The sequence below is a fragment of the Massilia jejuensis genome (assembly GCF_042656795.1).
GTDB classification, from domain to species: domain Bacteria; phylum Pseudomonadota; class Gammaproteobacteria; order Burkholderiales; family Burkholderiaceae_D; genus Telluria; species Telluria jejuensis.
Genome location: NZ_JBHSMS010000034.1, coordinates 1 through 24,025 on the forward strand (window position 1 = coordinate 1; position 24,025 = coordinate 24,025).

Annotated in this window: 23 protein-coding genes; 10 read left to right on the forward strand and 13 right to left on the reverse strand. The window is 64.8% G+C overall.

Going from position 1 to position 24,025, the window contains the following annotated elements:
* Window positions 1-116: 116 nt before the first annotated feature.
* Window positions 117-416, reverse strand: coding sequence for a hypothetical protein (locus ACFPOU_RS09650; protein WP_379719910.1), 300 nt, complete (start codon window positions 414-416; stop codon window positions 117-119).
* Between the two features lie 433 nt (window positions 417-849).
* On the opposite strand from ACFPOU_RS09650, the gene ACFPOU_RS09655 reads away from it, so the two are divergent.
* Window positions 850-1,875 (forward strand): IS1595 family transposase, encoded by a 1,026-nt coding sequence (locus ACFPOU_RS09655; protein WP_379719913.1) that lies wholly within the window; start codon window positions 850-852, stop codon window positions 1,873-1,875.
* An 18-nt stretch (window positions 1,876-1,893) separates the two neighbouring features.
* Here ACFPOU_RS09655 and mtgA read toward each other — a convergent pair whose 3' ends face one another.
* The 7 genes from mtgA to mpl form a co-directional block, all read right to left on the reverse strand.
* Window positions 1,894-2,616: a monofunctional biosynthetic peptidoglycan transglycosylase gene (gene mtgA / locus ACFPOU_RS09660; RefSeq protein ID WP_379719916.1), complete on the reverse strand. Its 723-nt coding sequence runs from the start codon at window positions 2,614-2,616 to the stop codon at window positions 1,894-1,896.
* Window positions 2,617-2,625: 9 nt separating this feature from the next.
* On the reverse strand, window positions 2,626-3,435 hold the full coding sequence (gene aroE / locus ACFPOU_RS09665; RefSeq protein ID WP_379719919.1) for a shikimate dehydrogenase: 810 nt from the start codon (window positions 3,433-3,435) through the stop codon (window positions 2,626-2,628).
* Window positions 3,432-4,283, reverse strand: a complete 852-nt coding sequence (locus ACFPOU_RS09670) for an energy transducer TonB family protein (protein ID WP_379719922.1) — start codon at window positions 4,281-4,283, stop codon at window positions 3,432-3,434. Before ACFPOU_RS09670 ends, aroE begins: the two co-directional genes overlap by 4 nt.
* Window positions 4,284-4,450: 167 nt before the next feature.
* Entirely contained in the window at window positions 4,451-6,478 is a 2,028-nt protein-coding gene (locus ACFPOU_RS09675; RefSeq protein WP_379719925.1) for a ribonuclease catalytic domain-containing protein, read from the reverse strand.
* Between the two features lies 1 nt (window position 6,479).
* Window positions 6,480-7,070: a chorismate--pyruvate lyase family protein gene (locus ACFPOU_RS09680; RefSeq protein ID WP_379719928.1), complete on the reverse strand. Its 591-nt coding sequence runs from the start codon at window positions 7,068-7,070 to the stop codon at window positions 6,480-6,482.
* Window positions 7,067-7,678 carry a YqiA/YcfP family alpha/beta fold hydrolase gene (locus ACFPOU_RS09685; RefSeq protein WP_379719931.1) on the reverse strand — a complete coding sequence of 204 codons (612 nt, stop codon included), beginning with the start codon at window positions 7,676-7,678 and terminating at the stop codon, window positions 7,067-7,069. Before ACFPOU_RS09685 ends, ACFPOU_RS09680 begins: the two co-directional genes overlap by 4 nt.
* Window positions 7,675-9,057 carry a UDP-N-acetylmuramate:L-alanyl-gamma-D-glutamyl-meso-diaminopimelate ligase gene (gene mpl / locus ACFPOU_RS09690; RefSeq protein WP_379719934.1) on the reverse strand — a complete coding sequence of 461 codons (1,383 nt, stop codon included), beginning with the start codon at window positions 9,055-9,057 and terminating at the stop codon, window positions 7,675-7,677. The genes ACFPOU_RS09685 and mpl overlap by 4 nt, the downstream gene beginning before the upstream one ends.
* Window positions 9,058-9,133: 76 nt before the next feature.
* Here mpl and ACFPOU_RS09695 point away from each other — a divergent pair, with 76 nt between their 5' ends.
* The 8 genes from ACFPOU_RS09695 (at window position 9,134) to ACFPOU_RS09730 (ending at window position 16,255) form a co-directional block, all read left to right on the forward strand.
* On the forward strand, window positions 9,134-9,766 hold the full coding sequence (locus ACFPOU_RS09695; RefSeq protein WP_379719937.1) for a hypothetical protein: 633 nt from the start codon (window positions 9,134-9,136) through the stop codon (window positions 9,764-9,766).
* Window positions 9,763-10,329: a TlpA family protein disulfide reductase gene (locus tag ACFPOU_RS09700; RefSeq protein ID WP_379719940.1), complete on the forward strand. Its 567-nt coding sequence runs from the start codon at window positions 9,763-9,765 to the stop codon at window positions 10,327-10,329. The genes ACFPOU_RS09695 and ACFPOU_RS09700 overlap by 4 nt, the downstream gene beginning before the upstream one ends.
* 130 nt (window positions 10,330-10,459) lie before the next feature.
* A complete protein-coding gene (gene aroQ, locus ACFPOU_RS09705; RefSeq protein WP_379719943.1) occupies window positions 10,460-10,891 on the forward strand; it encodes a type II 3-dehydroquinate dehydratase in 432 nt (143 codons plus the stop codon).
* A gap of 99 nt (window positions 10,892-10,990) precedes the next feature.
* Window positions 10,991-11,455, forward strand: a complete 465-nt coding sequence (gene accB / locus ACFPOU_RS09710; RefSeq protein WP_379719949.1) for an acetyl-CoA carboxylase biotin carboxyl carrier protein — start codon at window positions 10,991-10,993, stop codon at window positions 11,453-11,455.
* 96 nt (window positions 11,456-11,551) lie between these two features.
* On the forward strand, window positions 11,552-12,940 hold the full coding sequence (gene accC, locus ACFPOU_RS09715; protein WP_379719955.1) for an acetyl-CoA carboxylase biotin carboxylase subunit: 1,389 nt from the start codon (window positions 11,552-11,554) through the stop codon (window positions 12,938-12,940).
* Window positions 12,937-13,893: a 50S ribosomal protein L11 methyltransferase gene (gene prmA, locus ACFPOU_RS09720; protein WP_379719958.1), complete on the forward strand. Its 957-nt coding sequence runs from the start codon at window positions 12,937-12,939 to the stop codon at window positions 13,891-13,893. Before accC ends, prmA begins: the two co-directional genes overlap by 4 nt.
* A gap of 9 nt (window positions 13,894-13,902) precedes the next feature.
* Entirely contained in the window at window positions 13,903-15,306 is a 1,404-nt protein-coding gene (locus ACFPOU_RS09725; protein ID WP_379719961.1) for a zinc-ribbon and DUF3426 domain-containing protein, read from the forward strand.
* A 7-nt stretch (window positions 15,307-15,313) separates the two neighbouring features.
* Window positions 15,314-16,255, forward strand: coding sequence for a carbohydrate kinase family protein (locus ACFPOU_RS09730; protein ID WP_379719964.1), 942 nt, complete (start codon window positions 15,314-15,316; stop codon window positions 16,253-16,255).
* A gap of 66 nt (window positions 16,256-16,321) precedes the next feature.
* Here ACFPOU_RS09730 and ACFPOU_RS09735 read toward each other — a convergent pair whose 3' ends face one another.
* Entirely contained in the window at window positions 16,322-16,849 is a 528-nt protein-coding gene (locus ACFPOU_RS09735) for a YggT family protein (RefSeq protein ID WP_379719967.1), read from the reverse strand.
* 80 nt (window positions 16,850-16,929) lie between these two features.
* Window positions 16,930-17,478: a histone gene (locus tag ACFPOU_RS09740; protein WP_379719970.1), complete on the reverse strand. Its 549-nt coding sequence runs from the start codon at window positions 17,476-17,478 to the stop codon at window positions 16,930-16,932.
* Between ACFPOU_RS09740 and ACFPOU_RS09745 the strand changes: the two genes are divergently transcribed.
* Window positions 17,462-18,481: a hypothetical protein gene (locus tag ACFPOU_RS09745; RefSeq protein WP_379719973.1), complete on the forward strand. Its 1,020-nt coding sequence runs from the start codon at window positions 17,462-17,464 to the stop codon at window positions 18,479-18,481. The two genes, ACFPOU_RS09740 and ACFPOU_RS09745, sit on opposite strands and share 17 nt — an antisense overlap.
* A 681-nt stretch (window positions 18,482-19,162) precedes the next feature.
* Here ACFPOU_RS09745 and ACFPOU_RS09750 read toward each other — a convergent pair.
* The 3 genes from ACFPOU_RS09750 to ACFPOU_RS09760 all read right to left on the reverse strand — a co-directional run bounded on the left by ACFPOU_RS09750 (window position 19,163) and on the right by ACFPOU_RS09760 (window position 24,025).
* On the reverse strand, window positions 19,163-20,275 hold the full coding sequence (locus ACFPOU_RS09750; RefSeq protein ID WP_379719976.1) for a ribonucleotide-diphosphate reductase subunit beta: 1,113 nt from the start codon (window positions 20,273-20,275) through the stop codon (window positions 19,163-19,165).
* A 128-nt stretch (window positions 20,276-20,403) separates the two neighbouring features.
* Window positions 20,404-23,328 (reverse strand): ribonucleoside-diphosphate reductase subunit alpha, encoded by a 2,925-nt coding sequence (locus ACFPOU_RS09755; protein WP_379719979.1) that lies wholly within the window; start codon window positions 23,326-23,328, stop codon window positions 20,404-20,406.
* Window positions 23,329-23,857: 529 nt separating this feature from the next.
* Window positions 23,858-24,025, reverse strand: coding sequence for a hypothetical protein (locus tag ACFPOU_RS09760; protein WP_379719982.1), 168 nt, complete (start codon window positions 24,023-24,025; stop codon window positions 23,858-23,860).

Here is a 24,025-nt window from a genome sequence, read left to right on the forward strand (position 1 = left end):
ACGAAGCTCCGGCGTGTATGTTCTCGTTCGTTTCATAAATTCTCCCATCGGTGAAGTTTACCAAATAGGAGTGTCCGAAAAAATCAGGGTACCTCAGTCCATCGTACCGTCTGGCTTCAGCCCGCGTCGGAGAATACAAATTCGAAATGAGTCACCTCAGCAGGCGGATCAAGCACATCTCGCAGCATGGCAGAAAGTGGCGGTAGATCGTCCCATGACCAGCTCGCACTCCATTCCAAGTGCGGCTGAATTCGTCCATCGCTGTGTAAGGTGAAGCTATCGTAGCCGTGCAGGTGGCATTTCTGCTCAATCACCATTCGCAAGCACTCCTCTGCGTTTTCCTTGGCAACGAGCGTTACGCCACCATGAACCAGATGTGGAAAGTTCCACCCATGCAGTAGTTGTCGTCGGTTCATGTTGAGGCAATCCGGAATAAAGCACTGTCTAAGCGACCGCTTCTGGCCGGTAGCAGACCTGCCGGGACGTCTGCTTACGACCCGAAGCGGACTAAGCAAATTTCGGAAACTACCTCACTCGCTTTCCGGATAAAAACTCCAGTGAGGAGATTCAATGCGAATTACGTCCCCAGACTGAAGCTCGATCTCAAAAATTCCTTCTTGCGGCTGCGTCAGAGTATTGATCGATGAAGACGGTCCCCAGCTTTCACGCCTTGGAAACTCAAGGTGCGTGAACCCCTCAAAGACGAGCAGATGTTCTGGCAGGCCGACGGGACGTAGCCGTAAGTCACACCGTGCTGCCTCCCAGCTTATGTAAACGAATGCCAGCAAAGCATCATGAAGTGGGAGGGATGTAAAAGTCATCTACTCTTCCTACGAAATTTGACCGACGATGAAAGGTCCGCTCTTGGCCGATTGCGGACGGTCGGCACGGCTCAGTGTACTCGGCTGTTGCCTGCTGAGCAACCACAGGGTTTTGTTAGGCGTACTAAGGCAATTGAATACATTGACGAGGCGCCAGCATGCGCACCTCGTGCATGCGCTGCGGCCCTCGCTCGGGCTGGACCGGGTTTGCGAGGCGATCGACGGCGCAGCTTGCCTGCCACCGCCTTGCCCTGCTTGCAAGAGCGAGCGCAGCTACCGGCACGGCCACAGCCACGGCCTGCAGCGCTATCGCTGCCGCGCCTGCGGCAAGACCTTCACACGCCTGTCCGGAACACCCCTTTCCCGGCTGCGCCAGCGCGACAAGTGGCTCGACTATCTGGGCCAGATGCTCGAGGCGAAGAGCGTACGCAGGTCGGCAAGGCAGGTCGACGTGCACCGCAACACCAGCTTTCGCTGGCGTCATCGCTTCCTTGAACTGGCCAGGCACGACCGTCCCGCGCGCCTGGCGGGCATCGCCGAGGCCGACGAATTGTTCCTGCTCGAATCGCAGAAGGGCTCACGCCGCTTGAATCGCCCGGCGCGGCGGCGAGGCGGGGTCGCCGCAACGCGCGGCGTCTCCCACGAGCACGATTGCATCCTGGTTGCGCGCGATCGCGCCGGGCAGACCGTCGACGCGGTCACGGGCCGCGGCGCCGTTACCAAGGGACAGTTGCACCGGCATCTGTTGCCTGTGCTTGAGCCCCACGTTCTGCTGGTAACGGACGGGCATCGGGCGTACCGGAGCTTCGCGCGAGAAGCGGGCATCTCGCACCAGTACGTGAACCTGCGCCTGGGCGAGCGGGTCCGCGGCGCCGTCCATGTGCAAAACGTGAACGCCTATCAGCGCCGATTCAGGCAGTGGCTGGCACGCTTCCATGGCGTAGCTTCACGCTACTTGCCGAATTACCTGGGCTGGCGCTGGGCGCTCGATGGCGAGCGCATTGCGTCACCGGAGCGCTTCCTGCGAGCGGCAATGGGACTCGTCCACGCGTAACGGTGACAGCGCCAACAACTAGGGCAACTCGGCGGAGGCCATGCGCCGCTGGATCAGGCCGGTGCGCCTGACCAGGTAATTCGTGCTGCGGTGGCGGTCGTAGTAGCGCGGATTGGGCAGCATCACGGCCAGGCGCGCCGCCTGCGCGGGTGCCAGGTTCGCCGCCGGGGTGCGGAAGTAGTGGCGCGCGGCCGCTTCGGCGCCGAACACGCCGCGTCCGAATTCGACCACGTTGAGATAGACCTCGAGGATGCGCCGCTTGCCCATCACCGTCTCGAGCATGAAGGCGATGATCATTTCCTGCCCCTTGCGCAGGTAGCTGCGCGAGCCCGACAGGAACAGGTTCTTCGCCAGCTGCTGGGTGATGGTGGAGCCGCCGCCGACCACCCTGTGCTTGCGGTTGTTGCGTTCGTAGGCTTTTTCGAGCGCCACGAAGTCGACGCCCGGGTGATCGGCGAAATTCGCGTCTTCCGACGCCACCACCGCGCGTTTCAGGTTGTTCGAGATGCGCTCGTAGGGCACCCACTGGTGCTTCAATTGCGCCTCCGGATTCTTTTCCCGCAGTTCCGACAACTGCTGGCGCATGAAGCTGGTCGAGCCCGGATTGAAGTAGACGAACCAGCACACTTGCACAAAGAAATACAGCTGGATAAGGAAGAAGGCCAGGATCGGGCCCAGGAAGATCCACTTGATCCAGCGCCGCCCGCCCCCTGCCCTGCCGCTGTTGCCCCGTTTTGCCATTGTTATTGTTTATTTACGCAGTTGAGTAAGAACATCCTTCGTCTCCGGCCGCACGCCGCGCCAGGCCAGGAAGGCTTCGGCGGCCTGCTCGACCAGCATGCCGAGTCCGTCGCGCGTGGCGGCGCCCTGTGCTGCCGCGAAGGCCATGAAGGGCGACGGCGCGCTGCCGTACATCATATCCAAAGCCAGCGTGCCCTTGGCGAAAGCCGAGGCCGGCACCGGCGGCAGCGCGGCCGACAGGCTGCTCGACGTGGCATTGATGACGATATCGAACGGGCCCGCGATCTCGTCGACACCGCAGGCGGCCACCGCGGCGCCATGGCCGCCGAAGCCGGCGGCCAGGCTGTCGGCGCTGGCGCGGGTCCGGTTCGCCACCAGGATCGATTCCGGCCCCTGCTCGATAAAGGGCAGCATGATCCCGCGCGCCGCGCCGCCGGCGCCGAGCAGCAGGATGCGCTTGCCCGCCAGCGCCACGCCGGCGTTGCGGACGATGTCGGCCACCAGGCCGGCGCCGTCGGTGTTGTCGCCGACGATGTCGCCGCCGGCCAGGCTCAGGGTATTCACGGCGCCGGCCGCGCGCGCGCGCGCCGTCAGGCGCGTGGCCAGGGTGAACGCTTCGATCTTGAAGGGCACGGTGACGTTCGCCCCCGCGTAGCCCTGGGCGGCCAGGCTGCGCACCGTGTCGGCGAAACCGTCCAGCGGCGCCAGGCAGCGTCCATACTCGATATCCTGCCCGGTCTGGGCCGCGAAGGCCGCATGGATCTCGGGCGACTTGCTGTGGGCAATCGGGTTGCCGATGACGCAATAGCGGTCCGTCATGCCTGCTCCTGGAGTTCGGCCTTGACCTTTTCTTCGCGCGTAAACGTGAAGCGCGTGATCACGATCCAGAGGTCGTCCTTGCCGGCCGAGCGCATGTTCTGCGGGAAGGCGCCGAAGGGCGCGGCGCGGCGCACGATGTCCAATGCCGCCTTGTCGAGCGCCGGATTGCCGGACGAACGCTCGATGCGCGGCCCGCCTTCCTTCTGGTACAGGGTGCCGTCCTGGAAGACCGGGATCGAGATCACCAGTTCGCCATACAGCTTCTTGCCGTTTTGCTGGGGAAAATTGAGCGTGCCCACTTCCTCGACCTGCTTTTGCATCGCCTTGTAGTACAGCGCATAGCCGACCTGGCGCGTGCTGGGCGAAATGTGGGTGCGCTTCGGACGCTTGTTCTGGTCCTCGATGGTCTGCGTGATCTCGGCCGTCATGCGCGCGATCTGGCGCGTGGTGTCGACGTCGTCGGCCCCGGTGCGGGTGGGATCGGGCTTGTCCTTGTCGGTGACGGGCGCGGCGGCGAAAGCCGACTGCTTCACCTTGGTCAGCACGTTCTGCTGCAATTGTTCCAGTTCGACGATGCGCTTTTGCAGCGCCTTGATGCTATCGCCGTTCTCGTTCTTGCGCAAATCGGGCAAGGGCGACTTGGAGCGTCCGGCGTCCGCCGTGCCGCCGCCTTCCAGGTTGGCCTGGGCCAGCGCCTCGGCCTTGGCGGGCGCCTTGGCGTGCTTCGCGTTGACGAGGATGACTTCGAGCCCCGGATCGGCCGGCTCGAAGCGCAAGGCATCGGGCGCCGCGAAACGGATGGCGAGCAGGACCGCATGCGCCGCCACCGAAGCGGCCAGGGCAATCATAAGGGGACGGTTTTCTCGGGAATACTTCACGCGGGCGGCCGGACGGCTGTTGAATCTGGGAATTCAAGCATTCTACCGTGCGCGCGGGCGGCGTGGGAGCTTGGTGGCGCCACGGCAACGGATGGGGTTGCAGGGTGGGCACGCACTACCCACCCTGCCGGTCACGCTCAGCCCGGCGCAGGGTCGTCCGTGCTGACGGCGGCGACGGCACCTTCGGCTTCGACGGCTTCTTCCACCGCCGCCTCGCCGGCATCGCCCTCGTCGTCCGCGATCGCCGCCTCCGCGCCGGGCGCCGCCACCACTTCCAGCAGGCGCGCTTCGAGCGACAGGTCGACTTCGTCCCAGCGCACGATGTCGAGCTTGACCGGCGTGCCGCGCGCCACCTGCGGCATGCCGGCCAGGCGGATCACCAGCGGCACGTCGCTCAAGCGCAGCACGTCGTCCTTCAATACCACGGCGTCGGCCTGCCTGACGCCTTCCTGCCCCAGCCAGCGCAGGCACCAGTAGCGTTCCATCGTTTGCTGGAAATCGTTGTAGGCCGCATACGCCGCATCGAAGGCGGACACGATCGAGAACAGCGTCGCGTCGCGCGGCTTGAAAGGAGCGACCAGCGGGGCCGTCACGCCATGTCCGGCGCAGGCGATGATCTGCCACTGGTTCACCAGGTCCGTGTAGCGGCGCAGCGGCGAGGTGCTCCAGGCGTATTGATCGACGCCGAGGCCCTGGTGCGGCGCCGCGTGCGTGACCATGCGCACCTGCATCTTGGCGGCCCAGCCGGCGCCGCTGCCGGCGCCTTGCGAACGGTAGATGCCCGGCACGCCCGAGTCGTGCAGGAGCTTGCCCCAGGTGCTGTTGGCGAAGATCATCAGCTCGGCGACGATCTTGTCGAGCGGCGCGCCGCGCTTGCGGCGCACGATCGAGACCACGTCGTTGTCGACATAAAAGTTAAAGTCGACGCGGTTGCCCTGCTCCGGCTTCAAGCCGAACGCTTCGCGCTTGAGCATGCGCCCGGCTTCGAGCTTGAGCGCCCATTTCCAGAGCAGCCCCAGCTCCTCCTTGTGCGGATACTCGCCTGCGCCGTTTTCCAGCGTTTCCTCGTTGACCCGCGCGTCGAGGTCGTTGTGGCGCAGGTTGCTCTTGATCGGCACCAGTTCGGCGCGGGTCGTGGTCGAGATGGTCGACCAGTCGTCGCGGTTCAGGGTCGCGTACAGCGACAGGGCCGGGCAGGTCGTGCCTTCGGCCAGGGTGAACGCATTGACGACGTCGTCCGGCAGCATGGTGATCTTGTCGCCCGGCATGTACACGGTCGACATGCGGGCACGCGCGATCTTGTCGATCTCGTCGTCCGGCTTGATGGCCAGGCCCGGCGCGGCGATGTGGATGCCGACGCGCACGGTGCCGTCGGCGAGGTGCTCGACCGAGAAGGCGTCGTCGATCTCGGTGGTGGTCACGTCGTCGATCGAGAAGGCGGCGACGTTCGCCGTCGGCAGCGCCGTCGGCGCGCCCGGCACGGCAACCGGCGCGAACCCGGCGCCGCGCGGGAAGTTCTCGAACAGGAAGCGGCCCATGTGCAAGTCCTTGGGCGAGGCGATCCCCCTGGTGGCCAGCATCAGGCGCGGCGCGGTCGTCTGCAGCTCGTCGGCGGCCGCTTCCAGCGCCTTGTATTCGATCGTGTTCTTGTCCGGCTTGAACAGCAACTGCGCGACGATGGGCTGCATCGAGGCCGGCAGCGTGCCCGCTTTCAATTGCTCGACATAGCCGGCCTGGATCGCGGCCTGCTGCTTCTTCTTTTCGATGCCCGCTTGCGCCGCGCGCAGCGATTGCTCGGGCGCGGCCTTGTAGCGTCCGCGTCCCTTCTTGTAGAAGTAGATCGGGGCGTTGTGCAGCGCCAGCACCAGGCCCGCCGCTTCGGCCGGCAAGGGGGCGTGGCCGAAATACTCGGCGCCCAGTTCGGGAAAGCCGAATTCTTCCGTGCCCGCCACTTCCCACAGGAAGTCGAGGTCGACATCGGCGGCGATCGCCCTGGCTTCGTCGAGCAGCACCTCGGGCGCCGGCTTGTCGAACTGCAGCAGCACGTCCTTGACCTTGACCTTGGTGCGCTTGCCGCTGGCGAGTTCCACCTGATAGGCTTCGCCCGCCGTCGAGAGCACGGTGCCGACCTTGAAGTCGCCCGATTCTTCAAAAAATAGATTCATCTTATGTCGCGTTCTTTGTTGTTGCGGCTGCCAGATCGAGTACCGCCGGCAAGAATACCTCGGTGACCATCAGCAAGCCTTGATGGCGGCGATAGACACAGCGCCGCGCATGGAAAACATGTCCGTCCAGGTCGGCCGCCCGCGCGCCCAGCGCGGCGTGGACACGCGCCAGCAGCGGATGGCTGCCGCGCAGCCGGGCAAACTCGAGCGGCCCGCGCTCCACCTGCGGGTCGTCGAACAGGATGCTGCCGAGCGAGCGTTCGCCCAGCGCCGAAAACAGCGGCCAGTCGCTCTGCGTGGCCGACATCGGCACGACGGTGTGGCCGAAGACGGCCGGCACGCCGTCGCAGCACAGGACGACCTCGCGCTCCCAGACCCGCACGCGGCGCGCCAGCCCGATCGGCGCCGCTTCCTCGAAGGAGCACAGCGCGGCCTTCTGGTGCAGGCGCCGCACGCGCAAGCGCTCGCAGTGGGCCGCCAGGCGCGCCGTCAGCGAGCCCTTCGCGGCCAGCCAGCTGCGCATGGCCGGCTCGGCGCCGACCGCGGCGACCCTGCGATGCCAGTTGGCCAGGCGCAGCGACTGCCCTTTCACGGGGCCCGCGTCGCCGGCCGGTCGAGGTCCGGCTGGCAAAAGGCGAGCACCGCGTCCACATGCTGCGGGTATGCGGACATCGCGTGGTCGCCGCCTTCGATCAAGTGCTGGCGCGCGCCCGGATAGTGGGCCAGCATGTCGCGGTAATCGAGTACTTCGTCGCCCGTCGCGGCGAGCAGGAAATAGCGCTCCGGCCGGGTGATGCGGGCGATCTTCAGCTCGGCCAGCTCGTCGATGTAGTCGCGGCGGAACTCGAAGGGCTCGTCGGAATGCCAGTTGGTGGTCACGCCGACATGCTGTTCGAGGTTCTTCAGGGGATCGACCGCGGGATTGAGCAGGACCGCGCGCACGCCCAGGCGTTCGGCCAGCCAGGTGGCGTAGAAGCCGCCCAGCGAGGAGCCGACGATCGCCAGATTGTGCGGCGCATGGCGCTCGGCCAGCAGCAGGGCCAGTTGCATCGCCGCTTTCGGCGAGGCCGGCAGCTGCGGGCAGATCAGCGCGCCGGCCCGCCCCAGCGCCGTCATCCGCTCCTGCATCACGCGCGCCTTGAAGGACCGGGGCGACGAGCGAAAGCCGTGCAGGTACAGGACGTGCGGGTAACCGGTCATGTCGCCAGCGCCTCGAGCAGCTTCTGGTGCACGCCGCCGAAGCCGCCATTGCTCATCACCAGGATGTGGTCGCCCGGCTGGGCCGCCTGCACGATCGCTTGCACCATGTAGTCGATCTGGTCGAAGCTGTGCGCGATCGTGCCCAGCGGTTTCAGGACATCGGCCAGCGACCAGCCCAGCGCCTGCTGGCTGCCGAAGCCGAACACCAGGTCCGCATCCTTCAGGCTGCCCGGCAGCGCGTCCTTCATGGCGCCCAGCTTCATCGTGTTCGAACGCGGTTCGAGCACGGCCAGGATGCGGCCCTGGGCGCCGATCTTCTGGTGCAGGCCGCCGACCGTGGTGGCGATCGCCGTCGGGTGGTGGGCGAAATCGTCGTACACGGTGATGCCGTTGACCACGCCGCGCACTTCCATGCGCCGCTTGACGCTCTGGAAGCGCGACAGCGCATCGATCGCCTGCGCCACCGGCACGCCGACGTGGCGCGCGGCGGCGATCGCGGCCAGCGCGTTGGAGCGGTTGTGCTTGCCCGTCAAGTCCCAGTGGACCGTGCCTTGGTAAGCGCCATCGAAGACGACGTCGAAGCTGGCGCCGCCCGGATGCTCGACCATCGCCCAGTCGACGCCGTCGGACACGCCGAAGCTTTCCTTCTCGCTCCAGCAGCCGCGCTTGATCACGCGCGCGAGCGAGGTTTCGTCGCCGTTCACGACCAGGCGCCCCACGCCGGGTACGGTGCGCACCAGGTGGTGGAACTGGGTCTCGATGGCGCCGATGTCCGGGAAGATGTCGGCATGGTCGAATTCGAGGTTGTTGAGGACCGCCGTTTTCGCGTGGTAGTGCACGAACTTGCTGCGCTTGTCGAAGAAGGCCGTGTCGTATTCGTCGGCCTCGATCACGAAGAAGTCGGATTGCGCCGTGGAGTCGGTGGCGCCCGACAGGCGCGCCGAAATACCGAAGTTCATCGGCACGCCGCCGATCAGGAAGCCCGGCGCATAGCCGGCGTCTTCCAGGATCCAGGCCAGCATCGACGAGGTCGTCGTCTTGCCGTGGGTACCGGCCACGGCCAGCACCCATTTTTCGCGCAAAATATGTTCGCCGATCCACTGCGGGCCGGAGGTATAGGGCAAGCCGCGGTTCAGGATCTCTTCGATCAGGGGATTACCGCGCGTCATCACGTTGCCGACGACGTACAGGTCGGGATTGAGCGAGACCTGCTCCGGTCCGTAGCCCTGGATCAGTTCGATTCCCTGGGCCTCGAGCTGGGTACTCATCGGGGGATAGACGTTGGCGTCGCAACCGGTGACGCGGTGACCGGCTTCTTTCGCCAAGACCGCCAGGCCGCCCATGAAGGTACCGCAAATGCCGAGGATGTGAATATGCATGATCGTGAGGAAAGAAGCGAATACGCGATTCTACCCGACGCGATGCGCTTTTTCGTTCAAGAGTATGATCGAGGTCATGATGCCCAGCCAGAATTATGACCTCCAACAGTTGCGCGCGCAGATCGCCGCGCTGGCCGCGCGCATGATCGCGCAGGACGGCGCCGACTACGCCACGGCGCGCAAGAAAGCGGCCCGCCAGGTGCTCGGCGTGGACCAGCCGCAACCGAACCTGATGCCCGACAATGCCGAGATCGAGGACGAGGTGCGGCGCTACCTGGCCCTGTTCGGCGGCGCCCTGCACGCCGAACGCTTGCAGGCCTTGCGCGAGACCGCCTTGCAGGTAATGGATGCGCTGGCCGAGTTCCGGCCCTACCTGACCGGCGCCGTGCTCAACGGTACTGCCGGCGAACACGACGATATTCATCTGCAATTGTTTGCCGACAGCGCCAAGGAAGTGGAGATATTCCTCCTGAACCGCAATGTCTCTATAGAGATTTCGGAAACGCCCCATTTCAAGGGCGCCCGCCACGATCCGGTTGAAACGGTGAGCTTCCTGTGGCATAAGGAGGCGGTGCATGCCGAGTTGTACGATTTTCATGATCTGCGCGGCGCACTCAAGCCCCGGGGCGATGGCCGCCTGCAGCGCGTCGATGCCGCCGGCCTGCGCGCCCTGATGACCTCCGATCCCTCCCTGGAACAGGACGAATGAATAAGAAGAAACTGGCCGCCGTCGCGGCCGTGGCTGTGATTTTTGGCGCCCTGGGCGTGGTATTCGGCAGCAAGACCAAGGAGGCCGCGCCGCTGACGACGACCATGGCGCCGACCGGCGGGCCGGCCCATAGCGCCACCACTAATCTATATGCGCGCTCCCTGGACGACCTGTCGGGCAAGCCGCAGGCGCTGAGCCAGTGGCAAGGCAAGCCCCTGCTCGTCAATTTCTGGGCCACCTGGTGCGGCCCCTGCGTGCAAGAAATGCCGGAGCTCTCGGCCATTGCCAACGAAGAGGCCGGCAAGGGAGCCGCACGGCGCTTCAGCATCGTCGGCGTCGGCATCGATGCGCCGACCGCGATGCGCGAATTCGCCGTCAAGCACGACATCAAGTATCCCCTGCTCGTCGGCGGCATGGGCGGCACCGACATCGCGCGCGAATTCGGCAATGCCAACGGCGGCCTGCCCTTCACGGTCCTGATCGGGGCCGATGGGCAGGTACGCAAGACCTACCTCGGCAAGCTGAAATTCGACGAGTTGAAGGCCGACCTGGCAGGGCTGTAAAAAGCCACGCACGGTCGTTCTTTTCCGAGTGCCGCCCGCGTCGCCAATATCCACGGAGAATTTTATCGCTTGCCAATAGCTGACGTTAGCGGCAAAATGCGACACTTTCGAGCAAAGACTCTAAGAAATAATGGCGAAAAAGCTACTGCTGCTCAACGGTCCGAATCTGAATTTATTGGGCACCCGGGAGCCTGCGGTGTATGGCGCGGCAACGCTGGCCGACATCGAAAGCGCTGCCACGACCCAGGTCGCGGCAGCGGGCGGATCGCTTTCCTGCTTTCAAAGCAACCATGAAGGTGCGCTGATCGACCGCATCCATGCCGCCCGCAGCGAGGGCGTGGAGGCGATCGTCATCAATCCCGGCGGGCTGACCCACACGAGCGTGGCCTTGCGCGATGCGCTGGCCGCGGTGGCGATCCCGTTCATCGAGGTCCACATCTCGAATATTTATCAGCGCGAAGAATTCCGCCATCATTCCTACCTGTCGGCGCTGGCCAGCGGCACTATCTGCGGGCTCGGCGTGGACGGGTATCGGTTTGCCATCGACTTCGCGCTTAAATAGCGTTAATCTACGTCAACTTCATGCATCATCCTCGGCTGCGCCCTCTTTTGGCGCGCTGTTTTACTCTCTTACCATCACAATAATTCCAAGGGGTTACACATGGATCTACGTAAACTCAAGACTTTGATCGACCTCGTTGCCGAATCGGACATTGCTGAACTCGAAGTGACCGAAGGCGAAAGCAAGGTTCGCATTGTCAAGTCGTCCGCCGCGCCCCAAGGCCAGATGATGATGATGCCATCAGGCATGCAGCAATACTCCGCGCCCGCGGCCGCCGCCGCGCCGGCCGTCGCGGCCGCGCCGAGCGCACCCGTGCCGGCAGTCGAGACCGGCCATGTCGTCAAGTCGCCGATGGTCGGCACCTTCTACCGTTCGTCCGCGCCGGGCGCCGCGGCCTTCGTCGAAGTCGGTTCCACCATCAAGGAAGGCGACACCCTCTGCATCATCGAAGCGATGAAGCTTCTCAACGAAATCGACGCCGACGTGTCCGGCGTGGTGACTAAAATCCTGGTGGAAAATGGCCAGCCGGTCGAATTCGGCCAGCCGCTGTTCGTGATCGGCTAAGGCGAAACATCCTTCCGGCCGAGTCTCTTCCCGGCCGCATGATCCCGAACCCAGGCCGGCGCACGACGCCGGCTCTCTCACACACCGAAGCTAACCATGTTTGAAAAAATTCTTATCGCCAATCGTGGTGAAATCGCGTTGCGTATCCAGCGCGCATGCCGCGAAATGGGCATCAAGACGGTGGTCGTCCACTCGGAAGCCGACAAGGACGCCAAGTATGTGAAGTTGGCCGACGAGTCCGTCTGCATCGGCCCGGCCGCGTCCTCGCTGAGCTACCTGAACATGCCGGCCATCATCAGCGCCGCCGAAGTGACCGATGCCGAGGCGATCCACCCCGGCTACGGCTTCCTGTCGGAAAACGCCGACTTTGCCGAGCGCGTGGAAAAATCGGGCTTTGTCTTCATCGGCCCGCGTTCCGATTCGATCCGCTTGATGGGCGACAAGGTTTCGGCCAAGCAAGCCATGATCCGCGCCGGCGTGCCCTGCGTGCCCGGTTCGGAAGGCGCGCTGCCGGAAGACCCGAAAGAGATCATCCAGACGGCCCGCAAGGTCGGCTATCCGGTCATCATCAAGGCGGCCGGCGGCGGCGGCGGACGCGGCATGCGCGTCGTCCACACCGAGGCCGCCCTGCTCAATGCCGTGGCGATGACGAAGACCGAAGCCGGTACCGCTTTCGGCAATCCGGAAGTCTATATGGAGAAGTACCTGGAAAATCCGCGTCACGTGGAAATCCAGATCCTGGCCGACGAACACAAGAACGCCGTCTGGCTGGGCGAGCGCGACTGCTCGATGCAGCGCCGCCACCAGAAGGTGATCGAGGAAGCGCCGGCCCCGGGCATCCCGCGCAAGCTCATCGAAAAGATCGGCGACCGCTGCGCCGAAGCCTGCCGCAAGATCGGCTACCGCGGTGCCGGCACCTTCGAGTTCCTGTACGAAAACGGCGAGTTCTATTTCATCGAAATGAATACCCGCGTGCAGGTCGAACACCCGGTCACCGAGATGATCACCGGCATCGACATCGTGCAGGAACAGATCCGCATCGCCTGCGGCGAGAAGCTGCGCTTCCGCCAGCGCGACATCATGCTGGCCGGCCACGCCATCGAATGCCGGATCAATGCCGAAGACCCGTTCAAGTTCACGCCGTCGCCGGGCCGGATCACCAGCTGGCATCCGCCGGGCGGCCCCGGCATCCGCGTCGATTCGCACTCGTATGCGGGATACTATGTGCCACCTCATTACGATTCGATGATCGGCAAGGTAATTTCCTACGGTGCAACTCGGGAACAAGCCATCCGCCGCATGCAAATCGCGCTGTCGGAAATGGTGGTCGAGGGTATCCTCACCAACATCCAGCTGCACCGCGAACTGATGGTCGATGCCCGCTTCATCGAGGGCGGCACCAACATCCATTACCTGGAACAGAAGCTGGCCAACCGCCCCGACACGAAGGTGGTCGTGGCACCGGAAAACAAGGCTGACGCATGAGCTGGACCGAAGTCATCATCGAAATCGCACGCGAGCACGCGGAAGGCTTGTCGGACGCCCTGATGGAAGCGGGCGCGCTGTCGGTTTCGGTGGAAGACGCGGACGAGGGGACGGACCAGGAAAAGCCGCTGTTCGGCGAGCCCGGCATGGAGCCGGCCGAAGCGGCCTGGGACCGCAGCCGGGTCGTGGCCCTGACCGATGTCGACGCCGACCAGGCCGCCATCATCGCCGAAGCCGCCGCCGCCATCGGACTGGCCAGCGTGCCGGGCTTCACCACGCGCGCCGTGGCCGATGCGGACTGGGTGCGCCTGACGCAATCGCAATTCGAGCCGATCCACATCGGCACCAATATCTGGGTCGTGCCGAGCTGGCACGAGGCGCCGGACCCGGACGGCTTGATCCTGGAACTCGATCCGGGCCTGGCCTTCGGCACCGGCAGCCATCCGACCACGCGCCTGTGCATGGAGTGGCTGGAAGCGCACCCGGCGCCGGGAAAATCGGTGCTGGACTACGGCTGCGGTTCCGGCATCCTGGCGATGGTCGCCAAGAAGCTGGGCGCGCTTGACGTGACGGGCGTCGACATCGATCCGCAGGCGATCGAATCGGCGCGCGCCAACGCCGAACGCAATGGCTGCGACATCACTTTCTATGTGCCGGACGAACTGGCCGTATCGGCCGACGAACGCCACCGCGGCGGCAAGTTCGACATCGTGGTGGCCAACATCCTGTCGAGCCCATTGAAGCTGATGGCGCCGATGTTGTCCGGCCGCGTCGCCGCTGGCGGTTCGCTGGTGCTGTCGGGCGTGCTGGCGCGCCAGGCCGAGGAAGTGGCCGCCGCCTATGCACCTTTCATCAAGCTGGGTGTCTGGGCCGAGCAGGACGGCTGGGTTGCCCTTCACGGGACGCTCGGCCAGGACACGGTACCGGCCGCGCGCTCTTCAACGAACGCGTAAGGAGCCGGCATGGCGCTTGCCACTCAATGCCCCCACTGCGGCACGATGTTCCGGGTCGCCTCGGACCAACTCAAGCTGCGTGGGGGGATCGTGCGTTGCGGCTCCTGCCAGGAGATCTTCGACGGCAGCGCCACGCTGGTCGACCTCGATGCGCTGCCGCCCAGGGCGCCTGCCGCGCCTGCTGCACCTGCCGCGCCTGCGTCAGCCCCCGTTCATCCTCCCGCGCCCGCGCCGGAACCTGCGGCGCAGGCCGAGGCGGCCGCCGACGCCCTCCCGGCCGCTCCCGGGGACGAGCCGCTCGCGCCCCTCGAAGTGGCCGTCGACCTGCCGAATTTCGACGACCAGCCGGTCTATACGCTCGACTTCGACCATACCTTCGATCCGTTCGGGATCTTGCCGAAGGTCGATGCGCCGGATGCCACGCTGCCGGCGCACGAGGCGCCCTCGCCCGAACCGGCAAAGCCTGCCCAGCCGGTGCTGCCGCCCTGGTCGCAGCCGCTGAAGCACCCCGGGCCGGCGGCCGGCGCCCCTGGCGCGCAGCCCGAGCCCGAACAGGCCGCTCCCGAAGCGCAGGAAGCGGCGCGCGTCGACCCCGTCCTCGACCTGCCGGTCGACGAAGAGCTGGTGGCCACCGCCCTGCCCGGCCACGAGACCGAGCCCGACCATGAACCCGCCGCCCCCGCCCCGACCGCCCAGCCGGCCGCCGCCGACGCGCCGCCGCTGCTCAAGCGCGAGTCGACCGCCGGCCGCGTCGCTCCGCCCTCGGCCGCGCACGTGCCGCCGGCGGCGCGCACGCCGGCCGCCAAGCGCGCCGACAAGGCCGCGGCGCGCCGTTCCAAGCTGACGCCGACGAAGATCGAATCGCAGCCGAAGCTGCGCGCGGCCGAAATCGACGAGCCTGACTTCGTCAAGCGCGGCCGCCAGCAGGAGCAGAACGGCCACACGCGAAAGATCGCGCTGCTGGCCGGCTCGCTCGCCCTGGCGCTGCTGCTGTCGGCGCAAGGCGCCTTCACCTTCCGCAACGCGCTCGCGGCGCGCTTCCCGGCCGCGAAACCGGCGCTGGTGTCGGGCTGCGCCATGTTCGGCTGCCGCGTCGAGCTGCCGGCGCAAGTCGACAACCTCGCCATCGAAACGGGCGAGTTGACCACCCTCGGCGGCGGCGCCTATTCCTTCACGACCGAACTGCGCAACACGGGCGCCACCGCCCAGGCCTGGCCCAGCCTGGAGCTGGCCCTGACGGACGCCAACGACAAGCCGCTGGCGCGCCGCGTGTTCGGCCCCAGCGACTACCTGGCCGCCGGCAGCGTGCTGGCCAACGGCATCGCTCCGCGCACCGAACAGGCCGTCAAGCTCCACTTCCGGGTCGACGACCTGAAACCTTCCGGCTACCACATCGCCGTCTTCTACCCTTGAATCCCCCATGACCCAACCTATCCTGATCTGCGGATCGCTCGCGTTCGACAAGATCATGCAGTACCACGGCCGCTTCGCCGAAACGCTGCTGGCCGACCAGCTGCACCGCGTGAACGTCTCCTTCCTGGTGCCGACCCTGCGCACCGAATACGGCGGCTGCTCGGCCAACATCGCCTACACCCTGAAGCTGCTGGGCGGCGATCCCTTGATCATGGCGACCATCGGCCAGGACGGCGGCGACTACCTCGAGCGCCTGCGCAACTTCGGCATCGAGACGCGCGCCATCAAGACGATCGAGGACGCCTACACCGCGCAATGCTTCGTCACCGCCGACCAGGACAACAACCAGATCAACGCCTTCCACCCAGGCGCGATGCAGTTCTCGCACGAGAACAGCGTGGCCGGCCAGGGCCCGCTGCGCGTGGCGATCATCGCGCCCGACGGCCGCGACGGCATGCTCAAGCACGCGCGCGACTGCGCCGCCCAGGGCCTGCCCTTCATGTTCGACCCGGGCCAGCAGCTGCCGATGTTCAGCGGCGAAGAACTGCTCACCTTCATCGAGCAAGCCACCTACCTGGCCGCGAACGACTATGAATTCGAGATGGTGATGGACCGCACCGGCCTGTCGCTGGCCCAGATCGCAGCGCGCCTGGACGCGCTGATCGTCACGCGCGGCGAAAAGGGTTCCGAGATCTATGCCGGCGGCGAGCGCCACGACATTCCGGCCGTCCCGGCCGCCGCCGTGGTCGACCCGACCGGTTGCGGCGACGCTTACCGCGCCGGCCTCCTATTCGGCATCGCGCAAGGCTACGACTGGAACACGACCGGCCGCCTGGCCAGCCTGCTCGGCTCCATCAAGATCGCCCACCAGGGCGGCCAGAACCACAGCTTCACCGCGCAAGAGATCGCCGACAGATTCGAAACCGCCTTCGGCTACCGCTTCAAGTAATACCGGCCGGCGCGCCAAAAAAAAATGGGCAGCCGACGCTGCCCATTTTCACATCCGTACCAGCCGTCAAACCGGCACGACCAGCCTCAACAAATACAAGGCAATCTGCAGCAGCAGCACCGCCACCAGCACCGACAGGTCCAGCCCGCCGATCGGCGGCACCACCTTGCGGACCGGCCTAAGCAGCGGATCGTTCAGCGCATGCACGAAGGGCGCCAGCGGCGCATGCGGATTGACCCAGCTGAAGATCGCCTCGATGATCAGGAGCGCGATGAAGCCGTAGATGATCCACTTCACGAAGCGCCCCAGCGCCATCAGGAACACCTGCTCGGCCGATGCCCCGACGATGAACAGCACCGAGGTCGCCAGCAGCACCACCACGAAGGCGCCGATCAGGCTGGCCCAGTCGTAGCCGCCCGCTCCCGGTACGATCCGGCGCAGCGGTTTGACCAGCCAATCGCTCAGCGTGAAGGTAAACTGCGCCACCGATGCCGGCGGACGCACGCGGATGGCCTGCATCCAGAACCGCAACAGGAGCACTGCCCCCAGCACAGTGGCAACGGTATCGACGATCAACTGAAGAATGGGCAGCACGACAACTCCTTGAAATAAAAAAACCGCTGTGTGACAGTCTCACACAGCGGTATTTTGCCCTAAGCGGGCACCACTTGCCGTTACGGACGGCTGCTGGTGGGGAACGGCCAGGCAGCCGCTGGTGCCAGCACGGTCTTGGCGGCCGGCGCCGGCGCAGCCGGCTTGGCTTCGCCCGCTTCCTGCGCGGGCTTGGCTTGCCCTTCCTTGGCAGCCGGCTTGTTCGCCGCAGCCTTCTTCGCTGCCGGCTTGGCCTCCGCCTTCACCGCGGCCACGGCCGGTGCTGCCGCCGTTGCCGACACTGCCGGCTTGGCTTCGGCCTTGTCGCCCTTGGCTTCCGGCTTCGCTTCGGCCTTCATCGCTTCGGGCTTGGCTTCGGCTTTCGCGGCTTCGGGCTTGGCTTCGGCCTTCATCGCTTCCGGCTTGGCTTCGGCCTTGGCGGCTGGCTTCGCGGCCGGCTTGGCCGCAACCGCCTTGACCGGCGCTGCCGCGGCGGCTTTGGTAGCGGCTGCCTTGGCAGGTGCCGGCGTGGTGGTCTTGGTCGCTGCTGGCTTGGCGGCGGTCTTGGTAGCTGCAGCCTTGGCTGGAGCTGGGGTGGCAGTCTTGGCGGCTGACTTGGCCGGCGCCTTCATGGCACTCTTGGCGGCGGCCTTGGCCGGTGCCTTGGCTGCGCTCTTGGCCGGCGACTTGGCTGGCGCCTTCGAGGCGGTCTTGGCCGAGGTCTTGGCGGCGCTCTTGGCTGCGGTCTTGGCCGGTGCCTTGGCCGGACCCTTCGAGGCCGACCTGGCTGCCGACTTGGCTGCGGTCTTCGCCGGCGCTTTTGCTGCCGACTTGCTTGCGGCGGCTTTCGCTACCGGCTTGGCGGCCGACTTGGCTGCGCCTTTGGCGGCTGGCTTGGCAGCCGACTTGGCCGCCGACCTGGCGACCGGCTTGGCGGCTGCGGTCTTCCTTGCAGCCGGCTTGGCAGCGGTCTTGGCTGCGGCTTTTGCCGGCGCCTTCGATGCTGCTTTCGCTGCTGGTTTCGCTGCCGATTTGGCGGCGGCCTTTGCCGGCGCTTTCGCTGCGGACTTCTTCGCAGCCGGCTTGGCTGCCGACCTGGTCGCGGCGGCTTTCGCTACCGGCTTGGCGGCCGCTTTCTTCGCCGCCGGCTTGGCAGCGGACTTCTTCGCAGCCGGCTTGGCTGCCGCTTTCTTCGCAGCCGGCTTGGCTGCCGCTTTCTTCGCAGCCGGCTTGGCTGCCGCTTTCTTCGCCGCCGGCTTGGCAGCGGTTTTCGCCGCCGATTTTGCCGGTGCCTTCGACGCAGCCTTCGCTGCCGGTTTCGCTGCCGACTTGGCAGCGGCTTTCGCCGGCGCCTTCGATGCAGCCTTCGCTGCCGGCTTGGTCGCCGCCTTGGCTGCAGGCTTGGCAGCGGCCTTGGCCGGTGCTTTCGCTGCGCTCTTGGCTGCCGATTTCGCGGCCGGCTTGTCTGCGGCGGCGGATTTCGCTGCCGGTTTTGCTGCTGGTTTCTTCGCGGCTGTTGCCATTTCGTTCTCCTTCTCTGCGATGAGAAAATACGCTACAAGGTTGAAACCCGTCCGTCCCGGATGGCCAGGCGGGTTATTCATCGGCAGCACCGTTTCCGGTAGCTGCCAATGAATCCGGCACCAGCTGAACTGCTGCAACTCCTCACCATTGCAGCGCTTCAGCGGATGACGTCGGGACACTCACCCATTACTTAGCTGCGCTTTCACATCGCTGCCCTTACGAGCACGAAAAGAAAAAGCCGCCTTGCCTGAATACGATCAGGCAGTGCGGCTTGTTCTTTTCGTTACGCTTATGTGCATGCTGGCTTGATCAGCGTCCCATTACGACAGTCCCGGACGATGCGCCGCGCCGCATTTTATTGGCGCCGCGCGTGGTGTCGAGACTCTCTTATTCAATCGGTTTCCTTTGCCCGCGAGCATGCGAAAAAATCCATGTTCACGTTTTGACAAATTCAATCACGTAAAGTACACGAAAACCTTGTCACTCCGCAACCCGTGCACAAGTAAATTCGTTCCTTCACTACGACTACAACAAATCCGCAACCGGAACCGCGGCCCGGACCGCGCCGCTCCATTTCAAAGCGCGCCTGATTCCATCAGGCTTCCCGCGATGTACATGGCTTCCAGGCGCTCGCTGAACCAGCGGCCGGCCGGATCCGGCGGCTGCTCTCCCTTGTGGGGGAAAGGTAAAGGGTTTCGCCTCCAACCGAATGCGTCCTGCCTGGCACATCAAAAAAAATGCCCGATGATTTCTCATCGGGCACTCTTCGCATCGATAGGGAGCGGCCGGGAATCAATCCCAGTTCAGCGCACCGCCGGTCTGGTACTCGGTCACGCGCGTCTCGAAGAAGTTACGTTCCTTCTTCAAGTCGATCATCTCGCTCATCCACGGGAACGGGTTCTCTTCGTTCGGGAACAGCGGCTCCAGGCCGATCTGCACCGCGCGGCGATTCGCGATGAAGCGCAGGTAACCCTTGAACATCGGGGCGTTCAGGCCCAGCACGCCGCGCGGCATGGTGTCTTCGGCGTAGCGGTATTCGAGGTCGACCGCCTGCAGGAACAGCGCCTTGATCTCCTCGCGGAAGGCGGGAGTCCACAGCAGCGGGTTTTCCATCTTGATCGTGTTGATCAGGTCGATGCCGAAGTTCACGTGCATCGACTCGTCGCGCAGGATGTACTGGTACTGCTCGGCGGCGCCCATCATCTTGTTCTGGCGACCGAGCGCCAGGATCTGGGTGAAGCCGACGTAGAAGAACAGGCCTTCCATCAGGCAGGCGAAGACGATGATCGACTTGAGCAGCTTCTGGTCGTTTTCCAGCGTGCCGGTCTCGAATTTCGGGTCCGTCAGGGTCTCGATGAACGGGATCAGGAACTGGTCCTTGTCGTGGATCGAGGCCACTTCGTTGTAGGCATTGAAGATTTCCTGCTCGTCCAGGCCGAGCGACTCGACGATGTACTGGTAGGCGTGGGTGTGGATCGCCTCTTCGAAGGCCTGGCGCAGCAGGTACTGGCGGCATTCCGGGGCCGTGATGTGGCGGTAGGTGCCCAGCACGATGTTGTTCGCCGCCAGCGAGTCGGCGGTGACGAAGAAGCCCAGGTTGCGCTTGACCAGGCGGCGTTCGTCCTCGCTCAAGCCGTTCGGGCTCTTCCACAGCTCGATATCGCGCTGCATGTTCACTTCCTGCGGCATCCAGTGGTTCGCGCAGCCGGCCAGGTATTTGTCCCAGGCCCACTTGTACTTGAAGGGCACGAGCTGGTTGACGTCGGTCTTGCCGTTGATGATGCGCTTGTCGTCGGCATTGACGCGCTTGGCGACCGAGGCTGCATCGACGGTTTCCGGCAGGTCGCCGGCTTGCGGTGGACGCGCAACTTGTGCGCCCGTTGGTTCATCGTCCCATGACAACATGATGGTTCCTCTTCTCTATTCTGTGACAGCAGCGCCCGGCGCGCGGGCCGGGCGTCATTTCATTCACCAAGCGGCTCGTCGGCAGCTTATCGGCACTTATTGGCACTTATTGGCAGCTTATTGACAACTTATTGGCAGGCTTCGCATTCGTCGAAACCGGCATCGCCCGGACGCAGGTAGCACGCCGCGCCGTCGGCCTCGCCGGCCGCCGCCACCGGCGCGGCGGCCGGCGTGGAAGCCGCCGCCGGTGCCGCGTGGCCCGTCAGGCCGCCCGAGACCGACACCGCGTTGAGCGCGCCGGTACGGCTGGTCGACTTCTCCATGTGCGTCGCCGCGATGGTGCGCAGGTAATAGGTCGTCTTCAGGCCGCGCAGCCAGGCCAGCTTGTAGGTCTCGTCGAGCTTCTTGCCCGAGGCGCCGGCCATGTAGATGTTCAGCGACTGGGCCTGGTCGATCCACTTCTGGCGGCGCGAGGCCTGCTCGACCAGCCACTTCGGCTCGACTTCGAAGGCGGTGGCGTAGATGTCGCGCAGGTCTTGCGGCACGCGGTCGATTTTACTCAGCGAACCGTCGAAATACTTCAGGTCGGCGATCATGACTTCGTCCCACAGGTCGCGCGCCTTCAGGTCGCGCACCAGGTAAGAATTGATCTCGGTGAATTCGCCCGACAGGTTCGACTTCACGTACAGGTTCTGGAAGGTCGGCTCGATGCAGGCCGACACGCCGATGATGTTCGAAATCGTCGCGGTCGGGGCGATCGCCACGCAGTTCGAGTTGCGCATGCCGAATTGCTTGATGCGGTTGCGCACCAGCGACCAGTCCATCGACTCGCTCGTATCCTGCTCGAGGTAGCCGCCGCGCTCCTGCGCCAGCAGCTTGATCGAGTCCTGCGGCAGGATGCCGCGGTCCCACAGCGAGCCGCTGTAGGACTCGTAGCGGCCGCGCTCTTCGGCCAGCTCGGTCGAGGCCAGGTAGGCGAAGTAGCAGACCGCTTCCATCGAGCGGTCGGCGAATTCCACCGCTTTGTCCGACGCGAACGGCACGCGCATCATGTGCAGGCAGTCCTGGTGCCCCATGATGCCCATGCCGACCGGACGGTGGCGCAGGTTCGAGTTACGGGCCTTGTCGACGGCGTAGTAGTTGATGTCGATGACGTTGTCGAGCATGCGCATCGCCGTGCGGATCGTCTTTTGCAGTTTCACATGGTCCAGGCCATCGCCCTTCATGTGCTGCGGCATGTTGATCGAACCCAGGTTGCAGACCGCGATTTCGTCGGCGCTGGTATTGAGGGTGATCTCGGTGCACAGGTTCGACGAGTGCACGACGCCGACGTGCTGCTGCGGCGAACGGATGTTGCACGGATCCTTGAAGGTGATCCATGGGTGGCCGGTTTCGAACAGCATCGACAGCATCTTGCGCCACAGGTCGAGCGCTTCGATCTTCTTGAAGACCAGCATCTCGCCGCGCTCGGCTTTCGCTTCATACGCGGTGTAGGCGGTCTCGAAGGCCTTGCCGACCAGGTCGTGCAGGTCCGGCGTCTCGCTCGGGGTGAACAGGGTCCAGTAGCCCTTTTCCATCACGCGCTTCATGAACAGGTCGGGAATCCAGTTGGCCGTGTTCATGTCGTGGGTGCGGCGGCGGTCGTCGCCGGTGTTCTTGCGCAGGTCGAGGAATTCCTCGATGTCCATGTGCCAGGTTTCCAGGTAGGCACACACTGCCCCCTTGCGCTTGCCGCCCTGGTTCACGGCCACGGCCGTGTCGTTGACCACTTTCAGGAAGGGCACCACGCCCTGCGACTTGCCGTTGGTGCCCTTGATGCGCGAGCCGAGCGCGCGCACCGGGGTCCAGTCGTTACCGAGGCCGCCGGCGAACTTCGACAGCAGCGCGTTTTCCTTGATCGCGTCGTAGATGCCTTCGAGGTCGTCGCCCACCGTCGTCAGGTAGCACGACGACAGCTGCGAGCGGCGCGTGCCCGAGTTGAACAGGGTCGGGGTCGAGCTCATGAAATCAAAGCTCGACAGCAGGTGGTAGAACTCGATGGCGCGCGCTTCGCGGTCCGCCTCGCGCAGGGCCAGGCCCATCGCCACGCGCATGTAGAAGGCCTGCGGCATTTCGATGCGGGTTTCGCGCACGTGCAGGAAGTAGCGGTCGTACAGGGTCTGCAGGCCGATATAGCCGAATTGCAGGTCGCGGTCGGCCACCAGGGCCTTGGCCAGGCGCTCGAGGTCGTAGTTGCCCAGTTCAGCGTCGAGGAGTTCGTTGGCGATGCCCTTGGCGATGTATTGCGGGAAATAGGTGATGTATTCGGCGGCCGCTTTCGCTTGCGCGACTTCCTTGCCGAAGACTTCCTTGCGGATCGTGTGCAGCAGGATGCGGGCCGTGACCTGGCTGTAGGCCGGATCGGTTTCCATCAGCGCGCGCGCGGCCAGGATGGCCGACTTGTGCAGCTCTTCGACCGGCACGCCGTCGTACAGGTTTTTCAGGGTCTCGGCGACGATCGCATCGGCGTCGACGTGCTTTTCCAGGCCGACGCAGGCGGCATCGACCAGGCCGCGCACCGCGTTCATGTCGAGCGGCTGGCGCTGGCCGTTGTCGAGCACGTGGATCCGGGGCGCCGCCGCCTGCGTCGTGCCGGCGGCTTCCTTGGCCAGGCGGCGCTCTTCCATCTGCTTGGCGCGGTACAGGACATAAGCGCGCGCGACATCGTGTTCGCCCGAGCGCATCAAGGACAGTTCCACCTGGTCCTGCACATCTTCGATGTGGAAGGTGCCGCCGTTCGGCTGGCGGCGCATCAGGGCGGCCACCACGTTGTTGGTCAGCGCTTCCACCAGCTCGCGGATGCGGGCCGAGGCGGCGCCCTGGCCGCCGGCGACCGCCAGGAATGCCTTGGTCATCGCGACCGAGATCTTGGTCGGCTCGAAGGGCACGACGGCGCCGTTGCGGCGCAGGATGCGGTAGTCGGCGCGCGCGGCCAGTGCGGCCGCGTTCTGCGCGCCGTCAGCCGTTCCCGGAGCCGCGTGCGGGTGGATGGAAATGTCTTGAGAAGTCTGCATGGGGCCTCCAGGAAGGGCAGTCGGACTGCCGCCTATGGTTATCGGTCGATCGCCCGCGGGACGGGCAGCCAGTAAATGTACGAAAAAATGCGAAGCAAAATCCACCCCTGCCAGCCCGTTGGACGGTGCCGGAAAACGTTGCCGCGGATGGATTTAAATTGCTTGAAAAAAATATGAAGCTGTTGAGCTATTGTTGTCCGTGTCAAGCACCAAATTGCGAATACTTGAGTCTGCTACCACTAGATCTAGTGCCTTGGTTTGACAATGGACTAATTGTAGTACTTGGTCAGCGCAAGTCGCAAGTGATTAAATTCTCAATTTCAGGGCTTTTTTGTGCGCGTGACCCTTGACATCGCGCTGTTGAACCCCGAATGCGCCATCGCCGGTAAGTGAGCACTAACCAGCTGCTTAAAGCTTGTTCAGCGCGGCGCGGTGTTGCCCAAAAGCAGTGCAACGCGCGTCATCTTGCACTGGCGAAAAGGCAACGTTTTTTGACAAGACCGCGCTTTGAGATGCGACAAGTTCGGCGTCAAGCCGGACGGCCACCCGCGGGCGCGGCCGGCACGCAGGCACTTGCCGCGTCGTCCCATTGCCCGCCCGCCTTGCGGCAGGCATCGGCATCGCGCTCGTGCTTCATCCACATGAGCGCGGCGACAATCGCAATGGCGAGAACCATGTAACGCAAGCGTTTTGGCAT

Coding starts and splice junctions, on each gene's coding strand:
- ACFPOU_RS09650 (WP_379719910.1), bottom strand. CDS start 416: ATGAACCGACGACAACTACTGCATGGGTGGAACTTTCCACATCTGGTT.
- ACFPOU_RS09655 (WP_379719913.1), top strand. CDS start 850: ATGAAAGGTCCGCTCTTGGCCGATTGCGGACGGTCGGCACGGCTCAGT.
- mtgA (WP_379719916.1), bottom strand. CDS start 2,616: ATGGCAAAACGGGGCAACAGCGGCAGGGCAGGGGGCGGGCGGCGCTGG.
- aroE (WP_379719919.1), bottom strand. CDS start 3,435: ATGACGGACCGCTATTGCGTCATCGGCAACCCGATTGCCCACAGCAAG.
- ACFPOU_RS09670 (WP_379719922.1), bottom strand. CDS start 4,283: ATGATTGCCCTGGCCGCTTCGGTGGCGGCGCATGCGGTCCTGCTCGCC.
- ACFPOU_RS09675 (WP_379719925.1), bottom strand. CDS start 6,478: ATGAATCTATTTTTTGAAGAATCGGGCGACTTCAAGGTCGGCACCGTG.
- ACFPOU_RS09685 (WP_379719931.1), bottom strand. CDS start 7,678: ATGACCGGTTACCCGCACGTCCTGTACCTGCACGGCTTTCGCTCGTCG.
- mpl (WP_379719934.1), bottom strand. CDS start 9,057: ATGCATATTCACATCCTCGGCATTTGCGGTACCTTCATGGGCGGCCTG.
- ACFPOU_RS09695 (WP_379719937.1), top strand. CDS start 9,134: ATGATGCCCAGCCAGAATTATGACCTCCAACAGTTGCGCGCGCAGATC.
- ACFPOU_RS09700 (WP_379719940.1), top strand. CDS start 9,763: ATGAATAAGAAGAAACTGGCCGCCGTCGCGGCCGTGGCTGTGATTTTT.
- aroQ (WP_379719943.1), top strand. CDS start 10,460: ATGGCGAAAAAGCTACTGCTGCTCAACGGTCCGAATCTGAATTTATTG.
- accB (WP_379719949.1), top strand. CDS start 10,991: ATGGATCTACGTAAACTCAAGACTTTGATCGACCTCGTTGCCGAATCG.
- accC (WP_379719955.1), top strand. CDS start 11,552: ATGTTTGAAAAAATTCTTATCGCCAATCGTGGTGAAATCGCGTTGCGT.
- prmA (WP_379719958.1), top strand. CDS start 12,937: ATGAGCTGGACCGAAGTCATCATCGAAATCGCACGCGAGCACGCGGAA.
- ACFPOU_RS09725 (WP_379719961.1), top strand. CDS start 13,903: ATGGCGCTTGCCACTCAATGCCCCCACTGCGGCACGATGTTCCGGGTC.
- ACFPOU_RS09730 (WP_379719964.1), top strand. CDS start 15,314: ATGACCCAACCTATCCTGATCTGCGGATCGCTCGCGTTCGACAAGATC.
- ACFPOU_RS09740 (WP_379719970.1), bottom strand. CDS start 17,478: ATGAAGGCGCCGGCCAAGTCAGCCGCCAAGACTGCCACCCCAGCTCCA.
- ACFPOU_RS09750 (WP_379719976.1), bottom strand. CDS start 20,275: ATGTTGTCATGGGACGATGAACCAACGGGCGCACAAGTTGCGCGTCCA.
- ACFPOU_RS09755 (WP_379719979.1), bottom strand. CDS start 23,328: ATGCAGACTTCTCAAGACATTTCCATCCACCCGCACGCGGCTCCGGGA.
- ACFPOU_RS09760 (WP_379719982.1), bottom strand. CDS start 24,025: ATGCCAAAACGCTTGCGTTACATGGTTCTCGCCATTGCGATTGTCGCC.